9 protein-coding genes are annotated in these 15,701 nt (G+C 56.7%); 6 read left to right on the forward strand and 3 right to left on the reverse strand.

Annotation, left to right across the window (positions count from 1 at the left end):
• Positions 1 to 113 precede the first annotated feature (113 nt).
• Positions 114 to 3,377 (reverse strand): carbamoyl-phosphate synthase large subunit, encoded by a 3,264-nt coding sequence (gene carB, locus Fuma_RS12115; RefSeq protein ID WP_077024373.1) that lies wholly within the window; start codon positions 3,375 to 3,377, stop codon positions 114 to 116.
• A 233-nt stretch (positions 3,378 to 3,610) separates the two neighbouring features.
• Here carB and Fuma_RS12120 point away from each other — a divergent pair, with 233 nt between their 5' ends.
• Positions 3,611 to 4,567, forward strand: coding sequence for a nucleoside hydrolase (locus Fuma_RS12120; RefSeq protein ID WP_077024374.1), 957 nt, complete (start codon positions 3,611 to 3,613; stop codon positions 4,565 to 4,567).
• A gap of 24 nt (positions 4,568 to 4,591) precedes the next feature.
• On the opposite strand, the gene Fuma_RS12125 is transcribed toward Fuma_RS12120, so the two are convergent.
• Positions 4,592 to 5,791, reverse strand: coding sequence for a metallophosphoesterase (locus Fuma_RS12125; RefSeq protein WP_077024375.1), 1,200 nt, complete (start codon positions 5,789 to 5,791; stop codon positions 4,592 to 4,594).
• Between the two features lie 256 nt (positions 5,792 to 6,047).
• Between Fuma_RS12125 and Fuma_RS35255 the strand changes: the two genes are divergently transcribed.
• The 3 genes from Fuma_RS35255 (at position 6,048) to Fuma_RS12140 (ending at position 10,021) form a co-directional block, all read left to right on the forward strand.
• The gene (locus Fuma_RS35255) at positions 6,048 to 6,524 is read left to right on the forward strand and encodes a hypothetical protein (RefSeq protein ID WP_077024376.1); all 477 of its coding nucleotides are present in this window, start codon (positions 6,048 to 6,050) and stop codon (positions 6,522 to 6,524) included.
• 79 nt (positions 6,525 to 6,603) lie between these two features.
• Positions 6,604 to 7,203 (forward strand): RNA polymerase sigma factor, encoded by a 600-nt coding sequence (locus tag Fuma_RS12135; protein WP_158520953.1) that lies wholly within the window; start codon positions 6,604 to 6,606, stop codon positions 7,201 to 7,203.
• Positions 7,204 to 7,567: 364 nt separating this feature from the next.
• Complete coding sequence (locus tag Fuma_RS12140; protein WP_077024378.1) at positions 7,568 to 10,021, forward strand: serine/threonine-protein kinase; 2,454 nt, start codon at positions 7,568 to 7,570, stop codon at positions 10,019 to 10,021.
• A 156-nt stretch (positions 10,022 to 10,177) separates the two neighbouring features.
• Here Fuma_RS12140 and Fuma_RS12145 read toward each other — a convergent pair whose 3' ends face one another.
• The gene (locus Fuma_RS12145) at positions 10,178 to 11,683 is read right to left on the reverse strand and encodes a M24 family metallopeptidase (RefSeq protein ID WP_158520954.1); all 1,506 of its coding nucleotides are present in this window, start codon (positions 11,681 to 11,683) and stop codon (positions 10,178 to 10,180) included.
• A 100-nt stretch (positions 11,684 to 11,783) separates the two neighbouring features.
• Between Fuma_RS12145 and Fuma_RS12150 the strand changes: the two genes are divergently transcribed.
• Entirely contained in the window at positions 11,784 to 12,296 is a 513-nt protein-coding gene (locus tag Fuma_RS12150) for a hypothetical protein (RefSeq protein WP_077024380.1), read from the forward strand.
• Positions 12,297 to 12,423: 127 nt separating this feature from the next.
• Entirely contained in the window at positions 12,424 to 15,558 is a 3,135-nt protein-coding gene (locus Fuma_RS12155) for a DUF1553 domain-containing protein (RefSeq protein WP_083731989.1), read from the forward strand.
• Positions 15,559 to 15,701: the final 143 nt, after the last annotated feature.

Genomic DNA, 15,701 nt, shown 5'->3' on the forward strand with positions numbered 1-15,701 from the left:
CCCCGCGTGGCAACAGACTCACTCCTTTGCCGCCACTTCAACCTTTCCATATTCCGCGACGTAAATCGGGTCAGTGGGAGGTCAACTGGCGGGAGGACTCGGCGACATTAATTCTACGAACGTCGGGCAGCCGCAGCCCATTCCTGCAGAGACTTCACCTTCAGGTCCGGCTGTTTTGCCAGTGCTTCCAAAGCGTCGACGACGGCAAGGCAACCTGGCACGGTGGTGACGCAGGGAACTCCGTGAGTCACCGAAGCGGCTCGAATACGACCTTCGTCGGTGCGAGCTCCTTTGCCGCTGGGCGTGTTGAAGATGAATTGGATTTCCTGGTTGGCCAGGGTATCCAGCACGTTCGGTCGCCCTTCCTGCAGTTTCTTTACGACGTCGACGTCCAGGCCGGCTTCACGAAAGACTCGCGCCGTGCCCGCCGTGCAGACAACACTAAAGCCCAGCGCCAGAAGTCGTCGCGCGGGTTCGATCATTTTGTCTTTCGCAGCCGCCGCCATGCTGATGAAAATGCGGCCGCTGGATGGCAGGTTCGCTCCGGCTGCCGTTTGAGACTTCGCGAAGGCGGTGGCAAAGTCGCTGTCGATACCCATGACTTCGCCCGTCGAACGCATTTCCGGGCCGAGCACGATGTCGACGCCGAAGAAGCGGCTGAACGGGAACACGCTTTCCTTCACGCTGGTGTGTTCTGGTACAATTTCCGAGGTGACTCCCTGATCCGGCAGCGACACTCCTGTCATGGCTTTCGCCGCGATTTTCGCCAGTGACCGGCCTGTGGCCTTCGACACAAATGGCGATGTCCGACTGGCTCGCGGATTGACTTCCAGAATGTAAACCGTGTGCTGGTCGCCATCGCATTTGACGGCAAACTGGATATTCATCAGGCCACACACGTGTAGCTCTTTGGCCAGAGCATCCGTGGCAAGTCGGATTTCGTTCAACACACTTTCCGGCAGCGAATGAGGCGGCAGCACGCTGGCTGAATCGCCCGAATGCACGCCCGCTTCTTCGATGTGTTCCATGATTCCGCCGACAACCGTGTTAGTTCCGTCGGCGACAGCGTCGACGTCGACTTCGATCGCGTCTTCGAGAAACCGGTCGATCAGGACGGGCTTGTCCGGAGACACATCGACGGCTTCCGTCATATATCGCACAAGCGACTTCTGGTCGTAGCAGATTTCCATCGCTCGCCCGCCCAGCACGTAACTCGGCCGCACCAGAACGGGGAAGCCAATGCGATCAGCGGCCGCTCGAGCACCTTCCGTGTTTGTGGCGAGTCCGTTCGGCGGCTGACGCAGGTTGAGTTTCTCCAGAATCGCCTGAAAGCGTTCGCGGTCTTCCGCCGCGTCGATCATGTCGGGCGACGTGCCGATGATGTTCACTCCGGCAGCTTCCAAACCGCGAGCCAGGTTCAATGGCGTTTGGCCACCAAACTGTACGATGACGCCGTCCGGCTGCATGCGGTCGCAGATGTTCAGCACGTCTTCGATGGTCAGCGGTTCGAAGAACAGATAGTCAGATGTGTCATAGTCGGTCGAAACCGTTTCCGGATTCGAGTTAACCATGATGCTTTCGATGCCCAGTTCTTCCAACGCGAACGCGGCCTGGCAACAGCAGTAGTCAAATTCGATTCCCTGGCCGATTCGATTGGGGCCGCCGCCCAGAATCATGATGCGTGGTTTGCCAGGTTCTTTCGCTGGTGTTTCGTCTTCCTGTTCGTAGGTTGAATAGTAGTACGGGGTGTACGCTTCGAATTCGGCCGCACATGTGTCGACCTGCTTAAAGGTCGCTTCGATGCCGAGTTCTTTGCGGTGCCGACGGACTTCCACCTGAGATGTGTCCCACCAGAAGGCGAGTTGTGCGTCGGAAAAGCCGTTTTGTTTGGCGCGGCGGATTAATTCCGGCGACGCGTCGGCAATGCGGTCAACTTCGCGAATCTGTTCTTCGAGCTTCACAAGCTGCTGCAGATTGCGCAGGAACCACGGATCGATGTCGGTTGTGTCGTGAATCTTTTCGACGGACATGCCGTGCTTCAGCGCGTATCGAATGTAAAACACCCGTTCTTCATTCGGCGTTGATAGTTTGCTGATGATGTCGTCTTCGGAAGGCTGCCGGTCGGTGCCCCACAGATCCTTCTTGCCGCCGCCGAGGCCGAAGTGACCGATTTCCAGACCCCGCAATGCCTTCTGGAAGGATTCGCGAAACGTGCGGCCAATCGCCATGGTTTCGCCGACGGACTTCATCTGTACGGTCAGCGTTGGATCGGCTTCAGGGAACTTTTCGAAGGTCCAGCGAGGGATCTTGGTGACGACGTAGTCGATGGTCGGTTCGAAGCATGCCAGTGTTTCGCGAGTAATATCGTTGGGGATTTCGTCCAGCCGATAACCGACAGCCAGTTTCGCAGCGATCTTGGCGATTGGAAATCCGGTCGCCTTTGACGCCAGCGCGCTGGAACGGCTGACTCGCGGATTCATTTCGATAATCGTCATGCGCCCCGTGTCGGGGTTGATGGCGAACTGCACGTTCGAACCACCCGTTTCGACACCGATTTCCCTCATGCACGCCAGCGTGGCGTCTCGCATGAGTTGATATTCTTTGTCGGAAAGCGTTTGAGCGGGCGCGACGGTGATGGAGTCGCCGGTGTGGACGCCCATCGGATCGAAGTTTTCAATGGCACAGATGATGACCGCGTTGTCCGCGCAGTCACGCATCACTTCCATTTCGTATTCTTTCCAGCCCAGAATCGATTCTTCCAGCAACACTTCCGTGATTGGCGAAAGCGACAGTCCCTGGCGGATCATGTTGTCGAATTCGTCGCGGTTGTAGGCGATGCCGCCGCCGGTTCCGCCCAGTGTAAAGCTGGCTCGAATGATGATCGGCAGCCCGATCTCGTCCACGGCCGCTCGAGCTTCTTCGATGTTGTGACAGGTGAAACTCTTGGGAACGTCCAGGCCGATCTTGATCATGGCCTGCTTAAATTCTTCGCGGTCTTCAGCTTTCTGAATGACGTCGCGTTTGGCCCCGATCATTTCGCAGCCGTATTTTTCCAGCACGCCGTTCGCGGCCAGATCCATTGCGGTGTTCAGGCCGGTTTGCCCGCCGAGCGTCGGCAGCAGAGCACAGGGGCGCTCTTTTTCGATGATCTTTTCTACGTATTGCCACGTGATCGGTTCGATGTACGTGCGATCGGCGGTGTCCGGGTCCGTCATGATGGTGGCGGGGTTGGAATTCACCAGCACCACTTCATAGCCTTCTTCGCGAAGGGCTTTGCAGGCCTGAGTGCCGGAATAGTCGAATTCGCAGGCTTGTCCAATAACGATGGGGCCGGATCCGATGATCAGAATCTTCTTGATGTCGTCACGACGTGGCACGGAGGAACTTTCGAGGCGTGTTTTCAGGCGAAGCGATGTCTTCAGTGCGCGAGTCCTGCGTTGGGACGCGCAAAATTTCGAGAAGATTAACAGCTAATTTCGGGCGTTCAAGAAGCCGGGCGGACTGGTCTGAGAAATAGGGAACCACGGGACGCGTTTCTTTCGTTAGAGAGTCAATTTCTCTACAGTTTGGCAGCGTAAGCATGTAAAGACCGGCTACGAAGGGGCAACCGTTGACTCAAAAAATCATTATTGATGCAGATCCAGGGATCGGCGACGCACTCGCGATTTTGACAGCATTGGTCGATCCGTCTCTGGAAGTGGTGGGCCTGACGGCGACTGCAGGGACTGTATCTGGAATTCAGGCGACTCGAAACCTGCAGTACCTGATCGAACTCGTCGATCCCCTTAAACGCCCTCGCATTGGTGAATGTGGCCGCGGGAGTGCCGTTGTGGGCGTGTCGACCGACGAAACTCAAACACGCCACAGCTACTGTGGACGTCACGGATTAGGTGATCTGGAAGTCAGTGTGCCGGATTTGCACAACCGACGCGATTCCGCCAAGCTGATTGTCGAACTCGTCCAGGAATTTCCTCACGAAGTGAGACTGCTGACCTTAGGGCCACTCACGAACCTCGCGACTGCCATTGAACTCGACCCGGAACTGCCATCTTTGTTGGAAGCCGCGATTTGTCTGGGCGGCACAAATACGGCGCCCGGAGACGTGTCCGCGGTGGCGGAATTCAATATCTGGTGCGATCCGGAATCCGCCGCGATGGTCTTTGAATCAGACATTCCTCGGATCGCGGTGCCGCTGGACGTAAGCGGTTCGGCGATGCTGACCTTTGAAGACGTCGATGTGCTGACGGAACTGATCAGCGGTACCAGGCACGATGAAGTGCTGTCTTCGATGCTGCAGTTTTCGCTGCGAGCCAACCATCAGCTCGCAATGGAAGGCATCCCCCTGCACGGCGTGGTCGCATTGGCGGTTGCTGCCAAAGCAGAAGCGTATTCACTGGAAGCTGCACGAGTCGACGTCGAAACCAGTGGCGAGCTGACTCGCGGCATGACGGTGGTTGACCGTCGTCCGGGCTATAAAGGCCAGACAAATGTTGACCTCGTGTCATCAGTCGACGAGCTGGGTGTCGTTGATTACTTTTCACGAAGCCTGCGACGGGTTGCGGGATGATGTTCAACTTCGATTCAACGCCGCTTAGATTTCTACTTCCAACAGCGTAATCTCCGGACGGCAGTTCCAACGCAGCAGATCCTTCGCCCCCACACCGCGCGAAACGTGCATCACAAGACCTTTGTGCTCAAACATCCCCCCCGCGTACTGCACTCCGTAGATGCTGGGTGTGTAAACAGGGCCGATGATGGGCAGCACCACCTGCCCTCCATGATTGTGGCCGCAAAGCATGAGGTCGAAGTCGTTCGCCACCGCGTAGTCACGCTGGTCTGGAGCGTGGCTAAGCAACAGCCGGAGATCTTCGCCAGATGGCGGTGAGACGGCCGGATTGACGCCCATCCAGGGAGCTTCCGTGCCTGCCAGCAACACGCGGACGCCGTCGAATTCGACTTCCTCAGCGCGTTCAGAGACGTCGACCCAACCGGTGGCGGCGATCGCGTTGCGGATTTCGTCGGGCTGCAGATTCCAATCGTGATTCCCCAAAATGAAGTAACCAGGAGCCACCTCCGCCAGCTTTTGGAACATGTCGACAGCCGCTGGCAGTAAGCGGGCTTCATCTAACAGGTCGCCTGTGAACACAAACAGGTCTGGCTTCATGTCACTAAGCTGCTGAATCACGATTCGGTGGAATTCCGGTCCTGGTGTGCCGACAAAATGCACGTCCGTGAAATGAGCCACCTTCAGCCGCTTTTTGCCCCGGTCGGCGTCTGGCGATGCTTTGCCAGATCGTTGCGACAGTCGAAGCTGCTTGCGGTTGGATTCGAGCTGATAAATCTGATTCCTGGGAAAGCTGGCGAACACTGAATCCGCTTCACCGATGACTTGCTGACGTTTCTCTTCGTCCGAGCCCGCAAGTGCCAGGCAGTCGATGTGCTCAGAATCCGTCGCCACCAACTGCACGGGACTCGATCGAAAATTCCACCGCAGGCTGCTACCGATCAGCGGAACGACGCCCAAAATCGTGATCAGCAGGATTCCCTGAATCGCTGCCGACTGGTCAGAAATGTGGCCTCCGTACAGCAATCCCTGCTCACCCAGCCCCGCATATGCCAATATGAACGGGGGAAAGCACAGGATTCCGACGTCGTGGAATCGGCGAACGCGCAGCAATTCGTCATGCCGGTAACGTTGAGCGTGATGGCGGTTGATGAAGATCACCCACAACTCGGCGTTGCCTATACAGGCAAGTGCCAAAATTGCGAGTCCCGAGATCGAAAACGTCACTTCGCCGAACCTTCCGTGATCAATTCTGCACAAGGGCCTGCCCCCTGCCGCATTGTTGAGTGACCACTCAGACGAAAAATTGGCTGGAACTCTTTCCCAAAGGGGCAGACCCGCTCGTTATTACTGTAAAATCCGAATGGCATCTGCTATGCTCCGCGGCTTGGCTGTTTCCCTGCGGGATGCGGTCGTGCTGTCACAGATGCACCTTCCGGACCGGCGCTGGTCCCTCTTTATATCACATCGGAATTTGTTGGACATGGGTAAGAGCCGCCTAAGTAAACGTCGCGAAGTGGAAGCAGCGGAAGAGCTGGAAAAATCGTCGCCCGCCAAAGCCAAAAAGAAGAAGAAAGCGGCTAAGAAAAAGGCCACGACCAGCCGCGCGCGAAAAAAGAAGGCCGACACACCCGCTCGACGGCGAATTGTCTGGGTTGTCTATAGCAGCACAATGCGCGAAGAAGGTCGGTTTCTGTACCACGAGCGTGACAAGGCCGAAGAAAAACTGAATACGCTGCTGGCCAAAGGCAAGCGACGCTACTTTATTCAGCCGATCAAGGAACCATTGGATGCCGAAGGTAACCCAATGATTCCCGATGAAGAAGAACCGAAAAAGCCAGTCAAGGCGGCGCCTGCACCTGAGGCCGACGCTGATTCGGAAGTTGACGCGGACGCTGATGATGAGGTCGATGCTGACGTCGAACCCGTCGAAGCGGATGCTGCCAGCGACGACGATTGACCTGTTCGAAGTGACTCGCGGAAGTGTTTCCGTTCGGTCACTTCAATGGCCTGCAGCTTTGCTGCACCTGAGGCGTTTCATGTCTTCTCAAGCAAACCAGCCCAGTGGCAATGAACGGTTTCAAGAGCTGCTCGAAAGAGTGGCTGAGGGAGATGATTCGGCCACTGAGACGCTGATTGCCGAGTACGGCGACCACATCATGCGAACCGTGCGCAGACGGATGCATCGAGGCGTCCGCGACAGGTTTGACTCGGAAGACTTTACCCAAGCCGTCTGGGCCTCATTTTTCGGCAACCTTTCGGCGGTTCGCCGGATGAATTCCGAGCTGGAACTGGCCGGTTTTCTTGGCCGCATGGCGGCGAACAAAGTGATCGACGCCGGTCGACGCCACCAGGTCCGCCGCGAACGGAGTGCTGCTTCAGACGCGCTGCCCTACGTGACAACTGATAATCGCCGCCGGGTCACTCAGCCGACCCCAAGCCAGTTCGCCGTCGCCAACGAACGCTGGGACCAAATTAGCGGCGACGAAGACAATCAACACCGCCGGCTGCTGGCCATGTTACGGTCTGGATCGTCACGAATTGAGATTGCTGAGGCCCTTGGGGTCTCTGAGCGTCATGTGCGACGGATGCTGGCACGAATTTCGGAAAAATCGCCCTCGCAGGATGATTCTGCGTAACTTCCGTAAGCTGGGGCAGAGAACAGTCTGGCGGTTCAGATCCACTTAGCTCCTTTCTGCGCTATTCCGAATTCCGTCGCGACATGCCGGTCTCTGCAATGCAAAAAGCTGAGGTCTTGGGTGAGCGGCAGTCGGTCGGTTGCTGGTCACGTTCGTCGTAGGCGGACTATTTTCCGTACGCCGCCTAAGCGGCGACTCGGTAGTGTTTTTTTATACACGTATTCAGTTGTTGGTTTCCGGCGCTGACAGTTCCGGAGCCGATTGCTATTTTCCTGTCAAGCTGGACAATCCAGTTGCCAGGAACCGAAGCTGAGCCCCAAAGCGACGCATCGCTGGTTGACGTTTGATTTCAGGTACTTTGTCAATGAATCTGGCAACCTCGAAACCGCAATCCGATACGCAGCCAAACCCGGATGCTCACAGTTCGGCCAAGGTGATCGTGGAACGTCTGCTCAAGCTGCCAGACCGAGAACCGTTTTCTGCGGCTGAATTCATTCAGCAGTATCCGGAACTGGATCAATACCGGAGTTGCGTGCTGGACCTGGTCTACGAAGAATTTTGCCGCCGTCGCGAGCAGGGCACGCCAGTCCAGCCGTCTGTGTTTGCTCGACAGTATCCGGCCGTCGAGCAATCGTTTTTTCGAGTACTCGAATTCGACCAGATCCTGCAGGCGCACCCTTCGCTGGTTGACCACGTCCCGGACGAACACTGGCCGCGGGAAGGTGAGGAATTCTGCGGGTTCGAATTGGTGGAGCAAATCGGCCGTGGTGCGATGTCGCGCGTGTTCGTCGCCCAGCAACCGGGACTCGGCATGCGTACGGTCGTAGTCAAGGTTTGTGCGCGAGGGCAACGTGAGGCCGATCTGCTGGCTCGACTGGAGCATCGCAGCATCGCGCCGATCCATAGCATTCACAAAGATGCAGAAACGGGCCTTTCCACAATCTGCATGCCGTACCAGACTCGGGTAACGATGCATCAATTGGCCGAATGGCTGCTTGCGGCAGAGATTCGCCGGGACGACGATGCGGCGACGGAGGACACCAGCACCAGAAGCACGGCCCACCTTCGTGGTGCCGATGTGCGTTCCGAAATACAGCGGCTAAACGACGACCCACGGTTGGTGCCGGACACGGATGAAAACGCGTTCGGTGGACGCTATTCAGTCCAGGACACCGATTCTTTAGGCACCGTGATTCTAAAATGGGGTGTGCAGCTTGCGACCGCGTTGGCGCATGCTCACCAAAAAGACGTGCTGCATTGCGACGTGAAGCCCGGCAATGTCTTGCTACTGCAGAATCTTTCCGCCAGCCTGCTGGACTTCAATCTGGCATCGTCAACAGAAGACGCGGCCGGACTCGCTGGTGGCACGCTGCCGTATATGGCTCCCGAACAGCTTCAGTTCCTGATCCGCGCAGAGTTGGATCAGGAATCGAGCAACGGTGACGACGCGGGCGACATTGGTGGGCAGCTTCCGGGTTTGTCGTACGACGAGTCACTTCGCGAAGAGTTCCGTTCAGATTGCGGCGACTGGCCGGCCGCCAGTGAACAAACGGATGTGTTCGGCCTGTCTGCAACACTGTGGCACATGGCGACTGGCGAACCACCGTTTGGTGTGGGCGTCGACAGCCCTCTGCGATGCATGGCGGCCTTGTCCGTCCTGGAACAGCAAAGGACTGGCGTCAGCGAAGATGGCTTGCTGCGAGTACAGCAAGTGTTGCCAGCACCTTTCGTCGCAGTCTTGCAGAAGGGGCTAGCCGTCAACCCCGCTGAACGCCATATCGACGCAACAGACTTCGCGAACGAACTAAAGGCGGTTTTGGAAAGCGAATTGCAATCCGCCGCTCCTGAAGCTCCTCGACGGCGGCGACGAGTACTCTCGTATGCAGTTCCTGTCGCGTTAAGTGTTTGCGCGATTGGCGCGGTGAACTTTTTGCAGAACGCCAGTGGACCCACGAGGCAGCGCGGTCATCTTCCGTTAATGGACATGCACCCGCAGGAACGCACGTCAACATTGGCGCCTGTGCAATCGGCGCGCGAAATGATCCACCGAGGAGATCTGCACGAAGCAATGGAGGTTCTCACGCCGTGGCTTGACTCTGATATCGGTGCCCGATTTTTGGACCTGTATTGCCGTACTCGCCTGCTGCCAAGCATGATGCTGCGGAAGGAATCGGCGGAAGTGGATCCGTCGCTAACGGGCATCGTTGTAAAATGGCAGGCCGTCCGAGACGAATGGCTCCATCTTTCCGAACAGGAGCTATTTCAAAGCGAGGCCGACATTAACCTGGCTTACGTGTGCATGGAATTTGGCACGAAGTCGAGTTTCGAAGTGGCTCGCAAACATATCGATCGAGCGGCCGGACACGGTCTGTCGGACGACTCTGTTACACAATTGCAGTCGCTGTTGCACGCCGTTGTCGACAGTGATCCAACCTTCGTATTGAACCTGTCGGACGACGTCCGTTCAGTCATTCTTAATCGGGGCACTCGCGGCGAAATGCTGGCGTATGTGAAGCTGCTTGCTCACGGATTGGAACCGGCACGACCAGAACTGCGGCCGCAGGTTGAATTGAGGCTTCGAGAATTTTTGTCGACGGTGTGTTCAACAAGCGGCTTACGCATTGAACCACACGCTCTGTCGCCTCTCGTACATCCCACGTTGAAGATGGACCCAGTACTGAAAGACCGAGTGTTTGCCAACTTCGTCACGCAGACATCGACTCCTCCAGAAAACCGCCTGGGGGCCGTCCTGCGACTGCCGCTTGCCAGCGACCTGGACAATGAACATTCAGTCGTATCGCTGGACACTCAGCTTTAATTCACGCCCCACCAAAATGCGAGCACCCATTCATCGTGGGTGGCTGGGGGCGGACTAAGCGAAGCGAAGGAATACCCAGAGGTTCTGCTTCGTACACCGCCGGCGATCGAAACTGAGCGAAGCCACTGGCATCTCACGCTTGTCGGTCCGTGCCGCTTAATCGAATACCGATTCACGGGACCATGCGGATTCATCGTCCTGCCAGACGGCGTCGTCAGATGGGACACTCATTTCCCAAACCGAATCGACGGGCGAAGGCGAATCTTCCGCCGGATGTTCGGGAAGATCGTAGACTGCCGAAGCGTCGGATTCGATGGCAGCGTGGTCCGCTGATACCGTACCTCGTTCCGGGATCAGCAGAATGCCAGGACAGATCACTTCGCGGCCCTTCACCTTGACTGAAATTCGCGGCCACGTCGAAGACTGAGTTAACTGTTCGTTGGCAGACGGCAGACATAAAACCGTATCACCAACCAGCGCCGGCCCAACCGACGGGTGCCAGAACATTGGCACGGGCGCTTCCAGTTGGTGATCCGAATCCGGCGTCAGCTGCACTTCGCTGGGGCTGTAGCCGATGACGCTGGCTTGATCCGCTTTTTGCCATTCGCCCGCCATCTCGAATTTTTCATAGATGCGATGAATCTTCTTCCATACATCGGCCAAAGCTTCGCCGTGGCGAGAAAAGAACAGCCCGGTGGCGTGAACGAGTGTCGCTTTCTGAAACGCCGCCAACAGATTTTGTGGCACGGAATGCAGGCAAATCGTGCGAGTCACTCCGACGTGCAGTCCCCAACGTCGAGCCACGCAGGAAATCACGGCGTAGTTTTTGATGGGCTGGTCGCCGAACGTCCAGTGTCGGTAACGTTCGTTGCGCCCATCGGCACAGACTTGTATTCGCGCTGCAGCAACCGTTCGCTTTAACAGTCGGTGACTGACTTCAGCAGCGACCTCTGATTCTGTCGCGTTGACTTTCAAGTGATGCCCGGTCGCTTCGACGGCATGGACGGCCACTTTGCTAAGAGTCTTCAGCCGATCTGTTTCGAGGTTTGTCAGCGGCAGGCGAAGAGCACGAATCGCACGCCGCGCGGATTTCGTCCCGCCCGCGTTTCGGTCGCTGATGACCTTTCGACCGCGGCACAAATCGGCCACCAGTTCACTGTGCGGCTGAAACCACTCACGCTGCTTCAGTTGAAAGCCCAAAGCGAAGGCTTCACGTTCAAAGATCTGTGCAGAATCGACTGAGTTCGTCGCGAACAACCGAGCATCCGGCGTCACAAAGACGCTGTTGGCGCATTCTTCGGTTGAACAGCGGCTCATATCACCACCAGCAGTGAACCACGCAATATTGGCGGGATCCTGCAGCAACACGGCGTGTGCTCCGGTCGCTTTCAGCAGGTTTCGCACGCGGTCGTGTTTGAGTTCGACATCTTCCAGACGCGCGGCATCCTGGACCAGCAAACGCGTTGGACGGTGTTCTTCCCCATTCATACAGCTTTGCCTCTGGTCCCCGCACAACGGCGGCTGAGTTTCAACGTGGTCTCGAATAGAAGCAACGGCCCCTGCTTCTTCCCGCTCCTGAATAGTAACGCGAGAAACGCCGCTTTGCCGACCGTAAAAATGTTGTTGCCGCGAATATTTGCTTCCAATGCGGATTTCATGCACGATTTGCGGCCTGGACCTTGTCAAACTGAGTTTCGCTGCAAACCTGCAAGGTTCAGATTTTGTTAAGCGGCACGCCTCATAAACCAACTTAGCTGACAGTATGGCTCGTATTGAAGAAGACAAAGAAGACCTGATGGTCGACGCCACGGCATTGGTGCATCGAGCCGAATTTGTCCGAACAGACGATGAAGGTGCGCCGCACACATGGCATATTGTGACCATCGGTTTTCGCAAGGACGACAGTCTCAGCGTCTACTTCGATCAGGACCCGTTTTACCAGTTCGATGCAAGCGGCCTGCTGCGTCGAGCTCTCGAAGACAGCTTACTGCTCCGCAGTCAAACAGACACGCTGGCGAAACTTCACCGAGCCCGTTCTGATGCTTCAACGACGTTGTTGCGTGAAGACTTATCGCCTGAGCAATTGGAAGCATTCCGACAGCGAATGCGGACTTACGTGGAAGAACTCGTCGCGCTGCTGGCCGACGGCAAACTGGATCGTCGGCGCGTTGTCTCTGACGATAACGCCCTGAACCAGCGTGTTGTTGAAGCGCTCAGACAGGTGCTTTCACAAAAGGACCCGTTTCTATCGAAGGCGATCCGGCAGCGACGTTAGCTCAACTGAGATCCAGGCTGGTTGATTCATCTCTCGTTTTCACGTGCCTCAAACGCAAGATCCTTGTAACCTGAGGACTGTAGACCGCGATCTGTTTAACGCACGACTTTAGGAACGCCGATCCGCAATGAATCTCACCTATTCAAAAGACGGTCAATCCGCGACGAGCCGGTTGCCTCTGCTGTTCAGCCGCGTCCTCGCTGGGTTGCTGTTGATTTGTGCAACTGGTGACTCGCAAAGCCGTGCAAACGACCGCCCGATAAACTTTGGTCGCGATGTGTACCGAGTTCTCCAGCAGGCGTGTATTGAATGTCACGGACCAGCGCGGCAGGAAGGGGAACTGCGTCTTGATACTTTGCACCACCTGGAGAGTTCCGGAACGGTCGTACCGAGCAAGCCCGACGACAGCGAACTGCTGAGGCGAATCAGCCTTCCCAAAGGTCACGACGAGATCATGCCGGCGATCGGTGAGCCGCTCACTAAATCGCAAGTCGATGGTATCCGCCGCTGGATCGTTGAAGGTGCCATTTGGCCGAAGGATTTTGAAGCCGGAATGCACTGGGCGTATATGCAGCCCAAACGCCCGGTCGCGCCGCAGCTTAATGATTCCAACTGGCCGCGCAATGACATCGATCGGTTTGTGCTGGCGAGGCTGAAAGAAGCGGGCCTCAATCCTGCCCGCGAAGCGGCGCCAGAAACGCTTGTTCGTCGACTCTATCTTGACCTGATCGGACTGCCGCCGACTCCGGACGTTGTCTCCGCATTTGTTGCCGATCCGTCTGACGCGGCCTATGAGAAATTGGTAAGCGACCTGCTGGCCCGGCCGCAGTTTGGAGAGCGCTGGGCGCGGCCTTGGCTCGACCTGGCTCGCTACGCCGACTCGCACGGTTTTCAGCGAGACAATCTGCGCGACATTTGGGCGTATCGCGACTGGGTGATCAAAGCGTTAAACGCAGATATGCCATTCGATCGTTTCACCATCGAACAAATCGCGGGCGACCTGCTACCCAACGCGACTGAAGATCAGAAGATCGCGACCGGCTTTCATCGCTGCACGCCCACAAACGTCGAAGCCGGCTCGCTTCCGGAAGAAACCCGAGTTGAGCAGGTGATTGATCGCGTCAACACGACAGGCGCCGTCTGGCTGGGCTCAACACTGGAATGTGCTCAATGCCACGACCACAAATACGATCCCTTCAGCCAGAAAGACTATTACCGCCTGCTGGCATTCTACAACAGCACAGAAGCCGAAGCGGATCGTGCGGACCCGAAGAAACCCAGCAGCATTGAGTTTCGTGGGCCGGACATGGCACTGTCTGATCCGGTGCGTGAGGCGGAAATTGCAAAGCTCAACCAGCAGAAGCAAAACCTGGAAGACAAGTTGCAGACACGCCGGAAGCAGATGGCAGAATCGCTCGCCGATTGGTCCACCGAATTCGCGGCCAGTCTGAAAGATGCCCCGCAGACGCACTTGATGGAGGTGGTCGACTTTCAATCGCAGGGAACGACAGATCGTTACGACATTCTGCCGGACGGTTCTGTTCTGATAGTCGGCGACGACCCGCCGCCTACGGACGAATACGTGGTGACGATTCTAACTGACGTCAGTGAAATCTCAGCCATTCAACTGGAAGCACTCACCCACAAATCGCTGCCCGGCACCGGCCCCGGACGAGGTGACTCGCAACGCACAAACTTTGTGCTGAACCGTTTTAAAGCCAGCGTCGTAGCGGGGGAGGATCAGGCCGAGCAACCGTTGGAGTTCTCCACCGCCACGGCCGACTTTTCGCAGAAAGGCTGGGACGTCACGGGAGCACTCAGCGACAAACCCAAAACTGGCTGGGCCATCGCGCCTCAGTTTAAAAAGTTGCATCGAGCTCAGTTTATCCTGGCTCAGCCATTGTCGCTGCCTTCGCCCACAACACTTCGTATCACGCTGACTCACGACTTCGGCTCCGCCCGCTCGATCGGACGTTTGCGGCTTTCGGCCATGACAGGCAACGTCAATATGAAGTCCGTCTCTGCCGAACTAGCGACGGCCGCAACCAAACCGTCGACTGAATGGACGAAGGTCGATCGTAAGACTTTGTTCGACTACCGAGTGAAGTTTGACACGGAGTCGCAGGAACTGAATTCCCAAATTGCAGCCGTCGATAAACAGCTGGAAGAACATAAACCAGACACAACGCTGGTGATGATTGAACTGGACAAGCCACGCTCATCCTACGTTTTCGATCGCGGCGACTATCGCAACAAAGGTGAGTCTATCGAACGCGGTACGCCCGGTTTTCTACATACGCTGAATGCCAATCGCCCCAACCGTTTGGACCTCGCGCGATGGCTTGTTGATCCGGCGAATCCGTTGGTGGCACGAGTCACCGTCAACCGCTGGTGGAGCGAACTGTTTGGCCGCGGCATTGTCGCAACGCCGGAGGACTTTGGCATCAAAGGCGAATACCCGACTCACCCCGATCTGCTTGACTGGCTGGCCGTGGAACTGGTTGAAAACGGCTGGTCGATGAAACACCTTCTGCACACAATCGTCACGTCCGCAACCTATCGGCAATCGTCGAAGGTCACGTCGGAATTGCTGGCGGTAGATGACCAGAACAAATTGCTGGCTCGTGGAGCCCGCTTTCGGATGGATGCCGAAATGATTCGCGACTACATGCTGTCAGCGGGCGGGTTGCTGGACCTGCAGCAGTTTGGTCCGCCGATCCGACCGTTCCAGCCAAACGGAATCTGGTCGAAGGTTGGTGGCACGGCCTATGACTACAAGGTCAGTCCCGGCACAGAACGGTATCGCCGAGGAATCTACGTTGTGTTGAAACGCGGTGCGCCGTACCCCAGCTTCATCAATTTCGACGCGACCGCTCGCCTTGCCTGCACCGTCCAACGGTCGCGCACCAATACGCCACTTCAGGCGTTGACGCTGCTTAACGATCCGGTTTATGTTGAGGCCGCGACGGCGTTGGCAAAACGCACCCTGCTGGAACGTTCTGCAGCATCCACCGCCGAACAACTCACGTACGCCTTCCGGCTTTGCACAGCCCGGCGCCCCACCGAATCGGAACTCAGCGTGCTAACGGACCTGCTTGAAACTCAGAAAAGCATTAAGCGGGAAGCTCTATCCGCTGACAAACCGCCTTCTGCGGCGGATGAAACACAACCGCCCGCCGGAGTCACGGCGGCTGATTTCAAAGCGTGGACGGACGTCACGACGACGTTGCTGAACCTGCACGAAACGATCACGCGAAACTGAGTGGCCGATCCACTGGCGCTAAGACTTCTTGTCCAAAGTGTTTCGATTACGAAACATTTTCGTCGCTCGTGTGGCGAAATGTGGACGCAAGAAAAATGTCACATTCGCGGCTGAAAATTAAGTATTCGGCGTAACGCGTTTGT

This window comes from Fuerstiella marisgermanici (assembly GCF_001983935.1).
Lineage (GTDB): Bacteria > Planctomycetota > Planctomycetia > Planctomycetales > Planctomycetaceae > Fuerstiella > Fuerstiella marisgermanici.